Raw genomic sequence first — 14,098 nt, 5'->3', positions numbered from 1 at the left:
CGGAGGAGCGGACGGAGCGGACGGAACGGACGGCATGACCGGCGGCGTGCGGATTGGCCGGGCCCTCGTCCGGCATGAGCTGCGCTTGGCGGTGAGCCTCGTGCTGTGGCTGGCGCGGCGCACCCGCGGCACGGCGGACGGCACTCCCTTCGGGTACGCGCGGGGGCAGGGCGCTGTCATGTTCGGGTTCGCGTTCGTGTGCGTCGTCGAGACGGTGGCGCTGTCGGTGCTGCTGCTCGACTGGCCGGCCGTCCACGCGGTGGTGCTGTTCCTGGACGTGTACACCGTCGTGTTCGTCGTCGCGCTGCACGCCGCGAACGTCGTACGGCCCCACGTGCTGGACCCGGACTCCGGCACGCTGCGGATCCGCCGCGCCGTCCACGTCGATCTGCGGATACCGCTGGAGCGGATCGCCTCCGTACGGCGTGAGCTGCGGATGAGCCACGAGCCGGCCGCCGGGGAGCTGAACGTCGAGGCCGGCTCGCAGACCACGGTCACGCGGGAGCTCACGGAGCCGGTCACCCACGTCACCCTCTTCGGGCGACGCCGGGACGTGCGCGTCGTACGGTTCCACGCCGACGAGTCCGACGCCCTGGTCCGGGCGCCGGCCAGGGGCGGCGGGCCGCTCGGGCGCAGGGCCCGGCACCGTACCCTGACGGCTGAGCTCTACCGTGAGGAGTACCGCGTGCTTGTCCTGCTGCCGCCGTCCGAAGGCAAGGCCGCTTCCGGCCGCGGCGCCCCGCTGAAGCCCGGGTCCCTGTCGCTGCCGGGGCTGGCCGGCGCCCGGGAGGCCGTCCTCGCCGAACTGGTGGACCTGTGCGCCGCCGACGAGGACAAGGCACGCGAGGTGCTGGGGCTGAGCGAGGGGCTGCGGGGCGAGGTCGCGAAGAATCTGGAACTGCGTACTGCCGGGGCCCGGCCCGCCGGGGAGATCTACACCGGCGTGCTCTACGACGCCCTGGACCTGGCCTCCCTCGACGCGGCCGCCAAGCGCGGGGCCGCCCGCTCGCTGCTGGTGTTCTCGGGGCTGTGGGGAGCGGTCCGGGTCACCGACCGGATTCCCTCCTACCGCTGCTCGATGGGTGTACGGCTCCCGGGACTGGGGGCGCTGGGCGCGTACTGGCGTACGCCGATGGCCTCGGTGCTGCCGGAGGCGGCCGGCAGCGGCCTGGTGCTGGACCTGCGGTCGGCGGCGTACGCGACGGCGTGGAAGCCGAAGGGCGAGGTGGCCGCCCGTACGGCGACCGTGCGGGTGCTGCACGCGCCGACGCGGAAGGTGGTCAGCCACTTCAACAAGGCGACCAAGGGACGGATCGTGCGCAGTCTGCTGACGGACGGGGCCGCGCCGAAGGATCCCGCCGCGCTGGTGGAGGCGTTGCGGGACCTCGGCTACGTGGTGGAGGCGCAGGCGCCGGCCCGTGCGGGGACGCCGTGGGCGCTGGACGTGCTGGTGGACGAGGTGCACTGACGGCGGACGGGATCCCGTTGCGTTGCACCCTGCGCAACGCCCTTTGCGCAGAGTCCTTTGCCGCGGGCAGGATGTCGCCATGAGCTCCCCCCTGCCCTCACCGACACCAGCCCCCACCCCCGCTGCCACCGCATCCGTACTGGATCTCGCGCCCGTCGTGCCGGTCGTCGTGGTCGAGGACGTTGCCGACGCCGTACCGCTGGCGCGGGCGCTGGTCGCCGGCGGGCTGCCCGCGATCGAGGTGACCCTGCGGACACCCGCCGCCCGGGACGCCCTCCGCGCGATCGCCGCCGAGGTGCCGGACGCGGTGGTCGGGGCCGGCACGGTGATCACGCCGGGGCAGGTGCGCGAGGTGGTGGCGGCCGGGGCGCGGTTCCTGGTCAGTCCGGGCTGGACGGACGTCCTGCTGGAGTCGATGCGGGCGTCCGGGGTGCCGTTCCTGCCGGGGGTGTCGACGGTGTCGGAGGTCGTGGCGCTGCTGGAGCACGGGGTGCGGGAGATGAAGTTCTTCCCGGCGCGGGCCGCGGGCGGCACGGCGTACCTGAAGGCGATCGCCGGGCCGCTTCCGCAGGCCCGTTTCTGCCCGACCGGAGGGATCGGACCGGACTCCGCGCCGGACTATCTCGCGCTGCCCAACGTCGCCTGTGTCGGAGGGAGTTGGATGCTCCCGGCGGACGCGGTGGCGGCACGCGACTGGGCCCGGGTCGAGCGGCTGGCCCGCGCCGCGGCGGACCTCTCGGCGGGCGGGGCGACTCGCTGACGCTTCCCTGCCGACGCAATGCCCTGCCGACGCAATGCCCTGCCGACGCAATGCCCTGCCGACGCAATGCCCTGCCGACGTCGGCAGGGCTGCCTCCGTCGGCGCCTGCGGGCGGGCGGCTCGACTAGCGCAGGTGGGACGTGTCGTTGAAGAGGCGGACGCTGGCGTTGCCGTCGGCGTAGTACGCCACCGCCGTCAGCGAGGCCGCCGACAGTTCCATCCGGAACAGTGCCTCGGGCGGGGCGCCCAGGGCGAGGCGCACGAGGGTCTTGATCGGGGTCACGTGGGTGACGAGCAGGACCGTGCGGCCCGCGTACGCGGCGACCAGCCGGTCCCGGGCGGCCGCGATCCGGGTCGCGGTGGCCGCGAAGCTCTCGCCGCCGCCGGTGGGTTCGGCGTCCGGGGAGGAGAGCCAGGCGTTCAGGTCGTCGGGGTGGCGCTCGCGCACCTCGGCGAAGGTGAGGCCCTCCCACGCGCCGAAGTCGGTCTCGCGCAGTCCGTCGTCGACGGTGACCTCGAGCCCCAGGCGGGCGGCGACGACGCCCGCGGTCTCACGGGCACGGGCGAGGGGGGAGGCGACGATCGCCTGGACCGTGCCGCGCCGGGCGAGTCCGGCGGCGGTCCGCCCGGCCTGCTCACGGCCGACGTCGGAGAGGGAGGGGTCGCTGCCGCCGCTGCCGGAGAACCGTTTCTGGGGGGTGAGCGGGGTCTCGCCGTGCCGCAGGAGGACGAAGGTCGCCGGCGGTCCCATGTCCGCGGGCGCCCAGCCCGAGGAGGGGGTGGCAGCCGGTGCCGCCCCGGTGCCGCGGGCGGCGTCCGTCTCCGTGCCGGGGGCGGCCACGGCCTGCGCGGCCCGCACGTCCGCGGCGGCCCTTCCGACGGGAGCGGTGCCCGCATCGGCGGCGAGGCCGGCCCCGGACTCGCCGGTCCCCCGCACGCCTGCCCCCGGGCCGGAGGCGGAGGCCGGGGCCGGCACCGTGCGGGCCCGGGGCGCGCACGGTGCCGCGTCCCCGGGCGGGCCCGACCGCCCGGCTGCCGCCGGCTGCCCGCCCTGCGCGTTCGATGCGGCCCGCACATCAGCGGCGGCCTTCCCGGCAGGGGCGCCACGCTCGTCCCCACCGGCGGCATCCGCCCCCCGCGCACCGGCCCCACCGAGCGGTCCGGACGGCTCGGACGGCTCGGACGAATCGGGTGTCGCCGGTCGCGCGGCCGGTGTGTCCAGTGCGGCGCGCGAGGCCGACGCGTGCCACGGCTCGCCCCGCGCACCCGCGTCCATCGCCTCGTTCGCCAGCCGGTCCGCGTGTTTGTTCCGCTCGCGCGGGATCCACTCGTACGTGACCCGGCCCGGCGGGAAGACGCGTGCGGCCTCGGCCGCCAGCGGCTTCATGGCGGGGTGTCTGATCTTCCAGCGGCCCGACATCTGCTCGACGACGAGCTTGGAGTCCATCCGGACGTGGACCGTCGCCTCCGGGTCCAGCTCACGCGCGGCCCGCAGGCCGGCCAGCAGGCCCGAGTACTCGGCGACGTTGTTCGTGGTGGCGCCGAGGTACTCGGCCGCCTCCGCCAGCGTCTCCCCCGTCGCCGCGTCGCTGACCACGGCCCCGTAGCCGGCGGGTCCCGGGTTGCCCCGCGACCCGCCGTCCGCCTCGATGATGAACTCCCGCACCGGGAAAATCTCCTCGGTTCCCCTCGGCTCTTCTCAGATCCTCCTGCAGGGGATCCCCTTACAGGCCCGACTCCGACGTGCGGACCAGGATGCGGCGGCAGTTCTCGCAGCGCACCACGGTGTCGGGCGCGGCCCGGCGGATCTCGCTCAGCTCGGTGATGGCGAGCTCCTGGCGGCAGCCCTGGCAGCTGCGGGCGTACAGCTTCGCCGCGCCGATGCCGCCCTGCTGCTCGCGCAGCTTCTCGTACAGCTTGAGCAGGTCCGCGGGGACCGATCCGGCGACGACCGCGCGCTCCTTGGTGACCGTGGCGGCCTCACCGTCGATCTCCGCGCAGGCCGCGTCCCGGCGGGCGGTCGCGTCGTCGATCCGCGACTGGACGGAGGTGACCCGCTCGGACAGTTCACCGACCCGCTCCTGCGCGGACTCGCGGCGCTCCATGACCTCCAGGACGATGTCCTCGAGGTCGCCCTGGCGCTTGGCGAGGGAGGCGATCTCGCGCTGGAGGTTCTCCAGGTCCCTGGGCGAGGAGACGGCGCCGGAGTCGAGGCGCTTCTGGTCGCGGGCGGCGCGCTGGCGCACCTGGTCCACGTCCTGTTCGGCCTTGGTCTGCTCGCGGGCGCAGTCGCTCTCCTCGGTCTGCGCGGCCACGTGCAGGTCGCGCAGCTGGGCGAGGTCCCGGGTCAGCGACTCGATCTCGGCGTGCTCGGGGAGCGACTTCCGCTTGTGCGCGAGCTGCTGGAGGCGGACGTCGAAGTCCTGGACGTCGAGGAGTCGGATCTGGTCGGCGGGCTCGGCGTTCAGTTGGGGGCTCCAGATGTATCGGGTTCGAAGGACGCCGCGTGGGCGGTCCAGGGGTCGGTGACCGTGGCGGAGACGTGGACCCGCAGGCCCCATCCGTGACGGTCGGAGATCGCGTCGAGCTGGGCCGCGGCCAGCTCGCACCAGGGCCACTCGGTGGCCCAGTGCGCCGCGTCGAGCAGCGCGGGCGAGCGGCCTGTGGCAGGCTCCGCCGCGAACTCCGACGCCGGGTGGTGGCGCAGGTCCGCGGTGAGGTAGGCGTCCACGGCGGCCGACCGGACGTGGGCGAAGAGGCTGTCGCCGGAGCCGCCGCTGACGGCGACCCTCCGCACGAGCGCCTCGGGGTCGCCGGCGACGCGGATGCCCTGCGCGGTGCGGGGCAGGCGCTCGGCGGCGCGGGCGGCGAGCTCGCGGACGGTCAGCGGGTGGTCCAGTTCGCAGACGCGGCCGAGCCCGCGACGGCCTTCGGGATCCGTGGTGTCCGGCACCAGGGGCCGTACGACGCGCAGGTCCAGGGCGCCGGCCAGGGCGTCGCTCACGCCGGGGTCGGCCGTGTCGGCGTTGGTGTGGGCGACGTGCAGCGCGACGTCGTTCTTGATGAGCGTGTGCACCACGCGGCCCTTGGAGGTGGAGGCCGCGACGGTGGTCGTGCCGCGCAGATAGAGCGGGTGGTGGGTGACGAGCAGGTCGGCGCCCAGCTTCACCGCCTCGTCGACGATCTCCTGGACGGGGTCCACCGCGAACAGGACCCGGCCGACCTCCTGGCCGGGGTCGCCCGTGACGGTGCCGACCGCGTCCCAGGACTCGGCCCGCTCGGGGGGCCACAGGGTCTCCAGCGCGGTGATGACTTCAGACAGACGGGGCACACCGCAAGGCTACCTGCCCGTATGCCGCGGGAGTACCGGTGCGGGTGAGGGAACGGCGCCCGCCCCGGCCAGCACATACGCCTCCGTTTCCTCAGGGGAATCGTTCCTGGGACACCCTTATGTGTGAAGCGGGGTCCGGTGGGTCTCCCGGCCGCGTGTACGAAAACTACGTTCGTCGCCGGAGGTGACCGAACGATGACGATGTGTGCGATCGAACCATCGACGGAGCGCGGGGAGGCCGGGCACGAGGAGGGGGTGCCGGCGCCGCCGGGCTGCGTCCTCAGTGCCGACGGTTCCTACGGCGCGCGCCTCGCCCGCGCCGGCGACCGGCTGTTCCCGGAGCGCTGGACCCTGGACGGCCCCGAGCCCTACGCGGTGCCGCTGCCCGGGGGTCGCCCCGAGGAGCCCGGCACCGAGGTGCAGCCCATGGGCGACGGGCGGGTCCTCGTCCACCGGCAGGTGGACGGGAGGCACGTGTTCTGCCTGCTGTACCCGACCGGTCCCGGAACGGGCGAGGTGGCACTCGGCGCGGTCGCCTGCCCGGACGAGGGGACCCGGCTGCGGCTCCTGCCGCCCGCGCCGTGCGGGCGGCAGGCGTACGCCGTCGCCGTGGGCCCGCGGTCGACGGCCCTGTGGCTGGTGGCGGGCGGCGCCTCCGGGCCCGAGCGCGTCGCCGAGGTCCCGGGCCGTTGCTCGGGCGGGGCGTGGCTGGACCGCGCCGGCCGGATGCTCGCCCTGGACCGGGAGACCGGTGGGCGTACCAAGGCGGTCGTCGTGGACCTGGGGCGCGGGGGCGAGGTGTCGCCGCTGCTGCAGATCGCCGAGGGGAGCGACGACCGGGTCCTGCTCGCCGACCCGGACAGCGGCCTGCTGCTGATCCGCTCGGACGCGCCCTCGCCGGGGCAGGGGCGGCTGGGTTGGGGGGTGCTGGGCAGTACGCTGCCGGTGCGCTTCCCGGAGTGCCTGCGGCTGCCGGACTGCGCGGTCACGCCGTTCGCGATCCAGCCCGGCCAGGCACTGACGCCGGAGGGCTGCGCGGTGGCGCTGCGCGTCGACGGGGTGCTCGGCAGCTGGGTCGGGGTGTGGTGGCCGGCCCGGCGGCGGATGCATCATCTCCCGGCGCCCGAGGGGTGGCTGGCCGGGACCGGGTGGTGGACGGCGGACGGGCAACTGCGCCTGCCGTGCGCCACTCCGGTGATGCCCTGCGCGGTGGCCGTACTGCACCCGCCCGGGCCGCAGCGGCAGGCGGGGCAGGAGCGGGGGAAGACCGGAGAGGGACCCTCTGCGAGGCCTGGACAGCCCTTTCCGGACAGGGGGTCCGCACCTTCGGCCACACCGGCCGCGCCCCGCCCCGTACCCCTTCAACAGGCGCCCCTGGGAAGGCTTGTAACGAAGTAGCGGCGGTCCGCGTGGCCGCCTGGATCCACCCCCGGGTCCGCCGGTTAAACTCGCCCGGCTGTAGGAAAGATCATGTTTACGGGGTGAGTTCCTTCCGATGAACGATGCGAGCACGAACCAGGCGCAGGCCACCGAGGGCGGGCAGACCGCCACGGGGCACGGCAAGCACCGCGGACCGGTGTCCCAGCAGGACGCCATGGCGGCCCCTCGCGGCCGCCACCGCAGGCCCGCCGAGGAGAAGGAGACCGCGGAGGCGAGGGTCTGACGTCACGTCAGGAACTTTCCGCGGGCGCCGAACAGACGGGTGAGCGGCCCCGTTCGTCACACGACGAGCGGGGCCGCTCACCCGTCCGCGCCTCACCCGCGTCCCGCTCCCACCGCCCGGACACCGCGTCCGCCGGTCCTTGCCCCGGCAGACCCGTACACCGGCCTCCGCGCTCTCCGGCTGCACGGTGAGCGGCGCGCGCCGCCCTGGACGGCTTCGTCCCCGCGGGCCTGCCGGTCCCGTGGGAACCCCGCTGCCGCAGCACGAGGCACCCGGCTGTCCGCCCCCGCGCAAGCGCCCGACGGGTCCCCCCGCCCCCGCCGGCGGGTTCAGTGGGCCGCCGCGGCCTTCCGCGGCAGCCACAGCCACATCAGGACCAGGCCGACCGCCAGGACCGCCGTTCCGGTGCGGAAGGCGAGGGCGTAGCCCTCGGTCAGGGCCTGAGGGGTGGTGCTGTCTCCCGTACGGGCCGCCGCGACCGTCGAGAGGACCGCGAGGCCGAGCGAACCGCCCATCGTGCGCGAGGTGTTGATCAGGCCGGAGATCAGGCCGGCCTCCTCCGGCGCGGTGCCGGAGGTCGCGAGTGCGGCGAGCGGGGTCCCGGCGAGGCCGGCGCCCAGCATCATCAGGATGCCGGGGAACAGGATCGCCGTCGGATACGCGCCGTCGGCCGTCATCGTCGACTGCCAGGCGAAGCCGGACAGGGCGACGAGCGTGCCCAGCACGGCCACGGTCCGTGCCCCGGCGGCACGCATCAGCCGTGGCGCGGTCTTGGAGCCGACGACCACGGCGAGCGAGCTGGGCACCAGGGCGAGGCCGGCCTCGAGCGGGGTGTAGCCGAGGACGTTCTGGGCGTAGAGGGTCATGAAGAACCACATGCAGAACATGGCGGCGCCGCTCAGGAACATCGCCCCGTTCGCCGACGACACCGACCGCACCCGGAACAGCCCCAGCGGCATCAGCGGGGCCTTGGCCCGTGACTCGACGAGGAGGAACAGGGCGATGAGGGCGAGTCCGGCGCCGAGCGGCACCAGGGTGGGCGGCGCCGTCCACCCCTCGGCCTCGGTCTGGGAGATGCCGAAGGCCAGGGTGGCGAGACCGGCCGTCACGAGCAGGGCGCCGGGCAGGTCGAGCCGCCGTCCGTCGCCGGCCCGGCCCTCCGCCAGCCACCAGGCGGCGCCGGCCAGCACCAGCACCCCGATCGGCACGTTGATCAGCAGCACCCACCGCCACGACAGGGTGTCCACGAGGACCCCGCCGACGAAACCTCCGGCCGCGCCGCCGCCGGCGCCGACGGCGGTCCAGGTCGCGATGGCGCGGGCCCGCGCAGGGCCCTCCGGGACCGCCGAGGTGACCAGGGTGAGGGTGGACGGCGCCAGGACCGCGGCCCCGAGTCCCTGCGCGGCCCGCGCCAGCAGCAGCTGCCAGTCGTCCTGGGCCAGCCCGCCCGCCAGGCTGGCCAGCGTGAACAGGCCGAGGCCGACGAGGAACATCCGCTTGCGCCCGTAGAGGTCACCGGCGCGTCCGCCGAGCAGCATGAAGCCGGCGAAGGCGATCGAGTACGCGTTCACCACCCACTGCAGGCCCTGTTCGCCGAGCCCGAGGCCGGTCCGCATCGACGGCAGCGCGACGTTGACCACGGAGATGTCGAGCACGACGAGGAACTGCCCGACGCACGCGAGCGCCACCGCCAGCCACGGGGGCGGTGTACGGCGGCGGGGTGCGCGGGCGGTGGCGGCGTCCGGGACTCTGAGCATGGGGTCATGGTCTCAACCGCCCGGCGCCCCTTGCACCGGGATTTCGCCGGGCGGGACCAAGGGTTGGTCAAGAAGTCGTTAGCATGCCAAAGCATCGGAATAGTTGCCCCGGCACACAGGTTCCGTATCCACGCATCCGGTACGCCTTCTCCCGTGCCGACCTCACGTTCCCGGCCTGGAGGCCCCTTCACATGACGCAGTCGACGAACGGCCGTCCCGCGGGCGGAGCGGGAAGGGCCGTGGTCCCGGTGCTCGCCTTCGCGGGCATCGTCGTCGCGGTGATGCAGACCCTGCTCGTCCCGGTGATCAAGGATCTGCCGCGCCTGCTGGACACCACGCCCGGCGACGCCACATGGGTCCTGACCTCGACGCTGCTGTCCGGTGCCGTCGCCACCCCCGTCATGGGCCGCCTCGGCGACCTCTACGGCAAGCGGCGCATGCTGGTCGCCAGCCTCTCGGTCATGGTGGCCGGCGCGCTCGTCAGCGCGCTCACCAGCGACCTGCTGGTGATGATCGCCGGACGTACGCTCCAGGGCATCGCGATGGGCGCGATCCCACTCGGCATCGGTCTGATGTGCGACATGCTGCCCCCGGAGCGGCTGGGCTCCGCGATGGCGCTGATGAGCTCCTCGATCGGTGTCGGCGGCGGTCTGGCGCTGCCCGCCGCCGCACTGGTGGCCCAGAACTCCGACTGGCACGCCCTCTACTTCGGGGCGGCCGGCCTCGGCGTCCTCGCCGTCGCGCTCACCCTGGCCCTCGTACCGGAATCCCCGGCACGCGCGCCCGGCACCTTCGACCTGCCGGGCGCACTGGGCCTGTCCGCCGGTCTCGTCCTCTTCCTCCTGCCCCTCACCAAGGGCGGCGACTGGGGCTGGACGTCCGGGACCACGCTCGGCCTGTCCGGGGCGGCGGTCGTGGTGCTCCTGCTCTGGGGCCTGATGGAACTACGGGTGCCCGCACCCCTGGTGGACCTGCGCACCACCGCCCGCCGCGAGGTCCTGCTCACCAACCTCGCGTCGATCATGATCGGCGTCTCCTTCTTCGTCATCTCCCTGGTGCTGCCCCAGCTGCTCCAGCTCCCCGCCTCCACCGGGTACGGCCTCGGCCGGTCGATGGTGGTGGCGGGGCTGTGCGTGGCACCGCTGGGGGTGACGATGATGTTCACGGCCCCCGTCTACGCCCGTCTGTCCGCCCGCTACGGGCCCAAGGTCACCCTCGTCCTGGGCCTGCTGGTCATCGGGGCCGGTTACGGCGGCGGCCTGGGACTGCTGCACGCGGTCTGGGGGGCCGTCGTCATCTCCGTCGTCATCGGCGCGGGCATCGGGCTCGCCTACGCCTCCCTGCCCGCGCTGATCGTCGGTGCGGTCCCGGCCTCGGAGACGGGCGCGGCCAACGGCCTCAACACCCTGATGCGCTCGATCGGTACGTCGGTGTCGAGCGCGGTCGTCGGGATGGTGCTGGCCAGTACGGCCCACACGGTGGGCGGGACGGAGATCCCGAGCATGCACGGCTTCCGCCTCTCCTTCCTGATCGCGACGGCGGCGGTGGCCGTGGGCCTGGTGCTGGCCCTGTTCATCCCCGGCCGGCGCCAGTCGAGCACCCTGCGGCTGCGCGCGAGCAGCGAGGAGGACGCCCGCCCGGTCCGCGCAGGGCCGGGACCGGGATCACTCCGCGGTGGCCGCCGGTGCCCCTGCCGGGCCGCACGGCAGGCGGTAGGGCAGCATGGGCACCCCCGGACGCGTCCCCGGGACGCATCACGAGACGCACACGACCGAGAGGACGCCGGAACCGATGCCGACGCCGAACCCCCCGGCACCCCAGCCCGAGGTCCTGGCCGCGTTCGAGGCGGCGAAGGGCTTCATGCCTGTCGGCGAGGGCCTGGCCCTGTACGCGGCGGCGGCCGGGGCGGGACGGCTGGGTCTCCCCCTGCTGGAGGTCGGCACCTACTGCGGCCGCTCCACGGTCCTGCTCGCCGGTGCCGCCCGCGAGGCCGGGGTCGCCGCCCTCACGGTGGACCATCACCGGGGCAGCGAGGAGCAGCAGCCGGGCTGGGAGTACCACGACCCGGAGACGGTCGACCCCGAGCTGGGCGTGATGGACACCCTCCCCGCCTTCCGCCGCACGCTCCACCGGGCGGGCCTGGAGGACCACGTGGTCGCCCTGGTCGGCCGCTCCCCCGTGGTCGCGGCCCTGTGGAACTCCCCCCTCGCGCTGGTCTTCGTCGACGGTGGCCACACGGACGAGCACGCCACGGCCGACTACGAGGGCTGGGCCCCGCACGTCGCCGAGGGCGGTCTCCTCGTCATCCACGACGTCTTCCCCGACCCGGCCGACGAGTTCACCGGCCAGGCCCCGTACCGCGTCTACCTCCGTGCGCTGGCCTCCGGCGCCTTCACGGAGCTCCCGTCGACGGGCTCGCTGCGCGTCCTGCGCCGTACGGGAGACGGAATCTGAGGCGGGTGCCGCCCGGCCGTCGGCACCGTCGGCGGTGAACGCCTCCCGATCGGGACGATGGCGGTGCGGGCGGCCGTTAGGGTGGTTACGTGTCGTACACAGGGCCCGACTTCGAGCCGCCGCGGTCCCGCCGCCTCCGGTGTGGACCGCTGACCGTGGCGCTCGCCGCGCTCGTACCGGGCACACTGCTCGGCTGGGCCGTCTACGCGGCCGTGGGCGGGTCGGGCGACGACGGAGGCGACGTGAGTACGTCCGCCGGGGCCTCCGCCTCGGCGTCCTCCGGCACACCTTCCGCCTCCGGCGCCTCGCCGTCGGGCGGGGCCGGTGACACGGGCGGCAGGAATCCGAGCCCCTTCCCCGGCTCCCCGTCCGCGCCCTCCTCCCCGTCCGCGTCCGCGCCTGCCGGGACCGGGCCGCTCAAGGGGAAGGTCGTGGTCATCGACCCCGGGCACAATCCGGGCAACTTCCAGCACACCGCCGAGATCAACCGCCAGGTGGACATCGGGACGAACTCCAAGGAGTGCGACACCACCGGCACGTCCACCAACGACGGTTTCACCGAGGCGAAGTTCAACCTGGACGTCGCCCACCGGATGCGCGCCCTCCTCGAGGAGCAGGGCGCCACGGTGAAGCTGACGCAGGACGACGACCGGCCGTTCGGGCCGTGCATCGACGAGCGGGCGCAGATCGGGAACGAGGCGGGGGCGGATGCCGCCGTGTCGCTCCACGCGGACGGTTCGGGCACCGGGAACCGCGGTTTCCACGTGATCCTGCCCGGCTCCGTGAACTCCGGCGCCGCCGACACCCGGGCCATCGTCGAACCGTCCCGCGACCTCGGTGAGCGCATCGCGGGCACCTTCGTACGCGTCACCGGTAACGCCCCGTCCAACTATGTGGGCGACGGCACCGGTCTCGTCACACGTAAGGACCTGGGCGGTCTCAATCTGTCAACGGTTCCCAAGGTGTTCGTCGAGTGCGGCAACATGCGCGATAGCAAGGACGCGGCACTTCTGACCAGCGGTGCCTGGCGGCAGAAAGCGGCGCAGGGAATCTCCGAGGGAATCATGGGTTTCCTGCGCGGGTAGGGATCGGCGCTCCGATCCGGGCGGACAGCCCGATCGTGCGGACGATAGTGTCGTCCGCACGATGAGGGGTCACCTCCGCGCTTCACACCGGGCCCCGAGGGCGACGTGGTGACAGCGACGCCTCTGCCGACGACGAGACGACCGAGAAGGACCTGAAGTGAATATCCGCTCCCTCACTCGAGGCGACGGCGTGGTGATCGGAGCAGCGGTATTGCTGTTCATCGCGTCGTTCCTCGACCTCTACTCGATCGACGGCGCTCCCGACGACATCATCCCGAGCCTGTGGAGCAGTGGCCCGGTCGTGCTCGGTGTCGTGCTGGCGGGCATCATCGGCGCGGCACTGGTCGTCGTGTCCCGCGGGCTGCCGCAGCCGCCGAAGGTCGCAGGGCTGGACCTCGGCCAGTTCGGGGTGGCGTTCACGGTCTTCGCCGCCTGGAGCGCGCTCGGCAACATCTTCGACCCGGCCGGCGGCGCGAACAACGTCACCACCGGTTCGTCCTCCGACGGGCCCGACTCCGGTATCGGCCTCATCCTGGCCCTCATCGCCACGCTGGTCATGGCCGCCGCCGCGGTGGCCACCCCGCTGGTTCCGGCCCTCAAGGGCGTGCTCGTGCCGGCGGCCCGTCCCCCCGCCCCGCAGCCCTACGGTGCCCAGCCGCCCGGTGGTTACGGCTACCCGGGTGCGCAGCAGGCCGGCTTCGGCGGTCAGCCGCAGCCGGGCCGGCCCGGCCCGGGTCAGCCCGGCCAGCCGTTCCCCGGTCAGCCGGCCGCGCCGCCCGCCGGTGACTTCTCGCCGTTCTGGTTCGCGGTGCCGGTGCCCCGGCCGCTGTTCCCGGAGGACGGTTCGCAGACGCCGGTCGCCGAACTGGCCCCCGGTACCTGGTACCTGGCCGTCGAGCAGCGCGGCCCGGCCCTCGTCGCCCAGACACAGGACGGCCGTCGCGGTGTCCTCCAGGACACCTCGGGCATCCAGCGCGGCTGACCCGCAACTCCGCATCCGCGGCACACGCGGCCTCTCGCCCTTCCGGCGGGGGGCCGTTGTCGTACGGCAGGCGTCCGGCCGACCGTGCGGTCGTGCGGGTTTCAATCGCGGTTCCGGGGTCAGACGAACACCATGTCCCCACGAAATCGCAGTGGTTCCAACTCCGCAGGAACGGTCGTCGCGGTGATCGCGGACATCATGGCCGGCATTCTCGGGCTCTGGATCCTGATGTATTTGTTGGACGCCAACCGGGCCAACGAGCTGGTCCGGTTCGTCCATGACGCGGCCGACTGGCTGGCCGGCTGGTCACGTGACCTGTTCACGTTCGACGAGGCGTGGGCCCGTGTCGTCGCCGGTTACGGTCTGGCCGCCGTGGTCTACCTCCTCGTCGGCCACGCCGTCGCCAACCGCCTCCACCGACGCTGACCGGCCCCTCCCGGGCCCCCACCCACGGCCTGCCCGGCCCACGGGCGCGTGACCCGGGGGGCCGGGCGCGCCCCCGGAGACCACAGCACGTTCGACGAGGCGTGCACCCGTGGCGTCGCCGGTCGAGCTGCCGCCGGTGTGCGGTCCGTCCGCAGTGTTGCGTCCGATGCAC

The 14,098-nt window shown here is 74.0% G+C and carries 12 protein-coding genes and 1 pseudogene; 9 read left to right on the top strand and 4 right to left on the bottom strand.

From position 1 onward, the window contains the following. Positions 1-685 precede the first annotated feature (685 nt). Entirely contained in the window at positions 686-1,468 is a 783-nt protein-coding gene (gene yaaA / locus TU30_RS16085; RefSeq protein WP_042170389.1) for a peroxide stress protein YaaA, read from the top strand. A 79-nt stretch (positions 1,469-1,547) separates the two neighbouring features. Beyond that, positions 1,548-2,228, top strand: coding sequence for a bifunctional 4-hydroxy-2-oxoglutarate aldolase/2-dehydro-3-deoxy-phosphogluconate aldolase (gene eda, locus TU30_RS16080; RefSeq protein ID WP_042170276.1), 681 nt, complete (start codon positions 1,548-1,550; stop codon positions 2,226-2,228). A 124-nt stretch (positions 2,229-2,352) separates the two neighbouring features. On the opposite strand, the gene TU30_RS16075 is transcribed toward eda, so the two are convergent. The 3 genes from TU30_RS16075 to TU30_RS16065 are packed head-to-tail and all read right to left on the bottom strand — an operon-like array spanning position 2,353 to position 5,559. Then, positions 2,353-3,894 (bottom strand): bifunctional RNase H/acid phosphatase, encoded by a 1,542-nt coding sequence (locus tag TU30_RS16075; RefSeq protein WP_042170274.1) that lies wholly within the window; start codon positions 3,892-3,894, stop codon positions 2,353-2,355. A gap of 58 nt (positions 3,895-3,952) precedes the next feature. Then, a complete protein-coding gene (locus tag TU30_RS16070; RefSeq protein ID WP_079139499.1) occupies positions 3,953-4,696 on the bottom strand; it encodes a zinc ribbon domain-containing protein in 744 nt (247 codons plus the stop codon). Beyond that, on the bottom strand, positions 4,693-5,559 hold the full coding sequence (locus tag TU30_RS16065) for a Nif3-like dinuclear metal center hexameric protein (protein ID WP_042170271.1): 867 nt from the start codon (positions 5,557-5,559) through the stop codon (positions 4,693-4,695). The genes TU30_RS16070 and TU30_RS16065 overlap by 4 nt, the downstream gene beginning before the upstream one ends. Before the next feature lie 195 nt (positions 5,560-5,754). On the opposite strand from TU30_RS16065, the gene TU30_RS16060 reads away from it, so the two are divergent. Next, positions 5,755-6,957, top strand: a complete 1,203-nt coding sequence (locus TU30_RS16060; protein WP_042170269.1) for a hypothetical protein — start codon at positions 5,755-5,757, stop codon at positions 6,955-6,957. Between the two features lie 97 nt (positions 6,958-7,054). Continuing rightward, complete coding sequence (locus TU30_RS36500) at positions 7,055-7,222, top strand: hypothetical protein (protein WP_176726283.1); 168 nt, start codon at positions 7,055-7,057, stop codon at positions 7,220-7,222. Between the two features lie 329 nt (positions 7,223-7,551). Here TU30_RS36500 and TU30_RS16055 read toward each other — a convergent pair whose 3' ends face one another. Next, a complete protein-coding gene (locus TU30_RS16055; RefSeq protein ID WP_042170267.1) occupies positions 7,552-8,979 on the bottom strand; it encodes an MFS transporter in 1,428 nt (475 codons plus the stop codon). A 191-nt stretch (positions 8,980-9,170) separates the two neighbouring features. Between TU30_RS16055 and TU30_RS34125 the strand changes: the two are divergent. The 5 genes and pseudogenes from TU30_RS34125 to TU30_RS16020 all read left to right on the top strand — a co-directional run. After that, positions 9,171-10,629 (top strand): annotated as a pseudogene (locus TU30_RS34125) (MFS transporter); the annotation flags it as partial. Between the two features lie 141 nt (positions 10,630-10,770). Then, entirely contained in the window at positions 10,771-11,433 is a 663-nt protein-coding gene (locus tag TU30_RS16035; RefSeq protein WP_042170388.1) for a class I SAM-dependent methyltransferase, read from the top strand. An 89-nt stretch (positions 11,434-11,522) separates the two neighbouring features. Then, the gene (locus TU30_RS16030; protein WP_042170256.1) at positions 11,523-12,518 is read left to right on the top strand and encodes an N-acetylmuramoyl-L-alanine amidase; all 996 of its coding nucleotides are present in this window, start codon (positions 11,523-11,525) and stop codon (positions 12,516-12,518) included. A gap of 157 nt (positions 12,519-12,675) precedes the next feature. Further along, positions 12,676-13,500: a DUF5336 domain-containing protein gene (locus TU30_RS16025; protein ID WP_042170254.1), complete on the top strand. Its 825-nt coding sequence runs from the start codon at positions 12,676-12,678 to the stop codon at positions 13,498-13,500. 132 nt (positions 13,501-13,632) lie between these two features. Next, a complete protein-coding gene (locus tag TU30_RS16020; protein ID WP_042170251.1) occupies positions 13,633-13,926 on the top strand; it encodes a hypothetical protein in 294 nt (97 codons plus the stop codon). Positions 13,927-14,098: the final 172 nt, after the last annotated feature.

The sequence above is a fragment of the Streptomyces sp. NBRC 110035 genome, assembly GCF_000829695.1.
In the GTDB taxonomy this organism is placed as follows: Bacteria; Actinomycetota; Actinomycetes; order Streptomycetales; family Streptomycetaceae; genus Streptomyces.
Note: the sequence above shows the minus strand (reverse complement) of the source record. Positions and strands in the feature narration are given on the sequence as shown.

Excerpts from the sequence above, each read along its gene's own strand:
- eda (WP_042170276.1), top strand. The coding sequence starts at position 1,548 with ATGAGCTCCCCCCTGCCCTCACCGACACCAGCCCCCACCCCCGCTGCC.
- TU30_RS16060 (WP_042170269.1), top strand. The coding sequence starts at position 5,755 with ATGACGATGTGTGCGATCGAACCATCGACGGAGCGCGGGGAGGCCGGG.
- TU30_RS36500 (WP_176726283.1), top strand. The coding sequence starts at position 7,055 with ATGAACGATGCGAGCACGAACCAGGCGCAGGCCACCGAGGGCGGGCAG.
- TU30_RS16055 (WP_042170267.1), bottom strand. The coding sequence starts at position 8,979 with ATGCTCAGAGTCCCGGACGCCGCCACCGCCCGCGCACCCCGCCGCCGT.
- TU30_RS16035 (WP_042170388.1), top strand. The coding sequence starts at position 10,771 with ATGCCGACGCCGAACCCCCCGGCACCCCAGCCCGAGGTCCTGGCCGCG.
- TU30_RS16020 (WP_042170251.1), top strand. The coding sequence starts at position 13,633 with ATGTCCCCACGAAATCGCAGTGGTTCCAACTCCGCAGGAACGGTCGTC.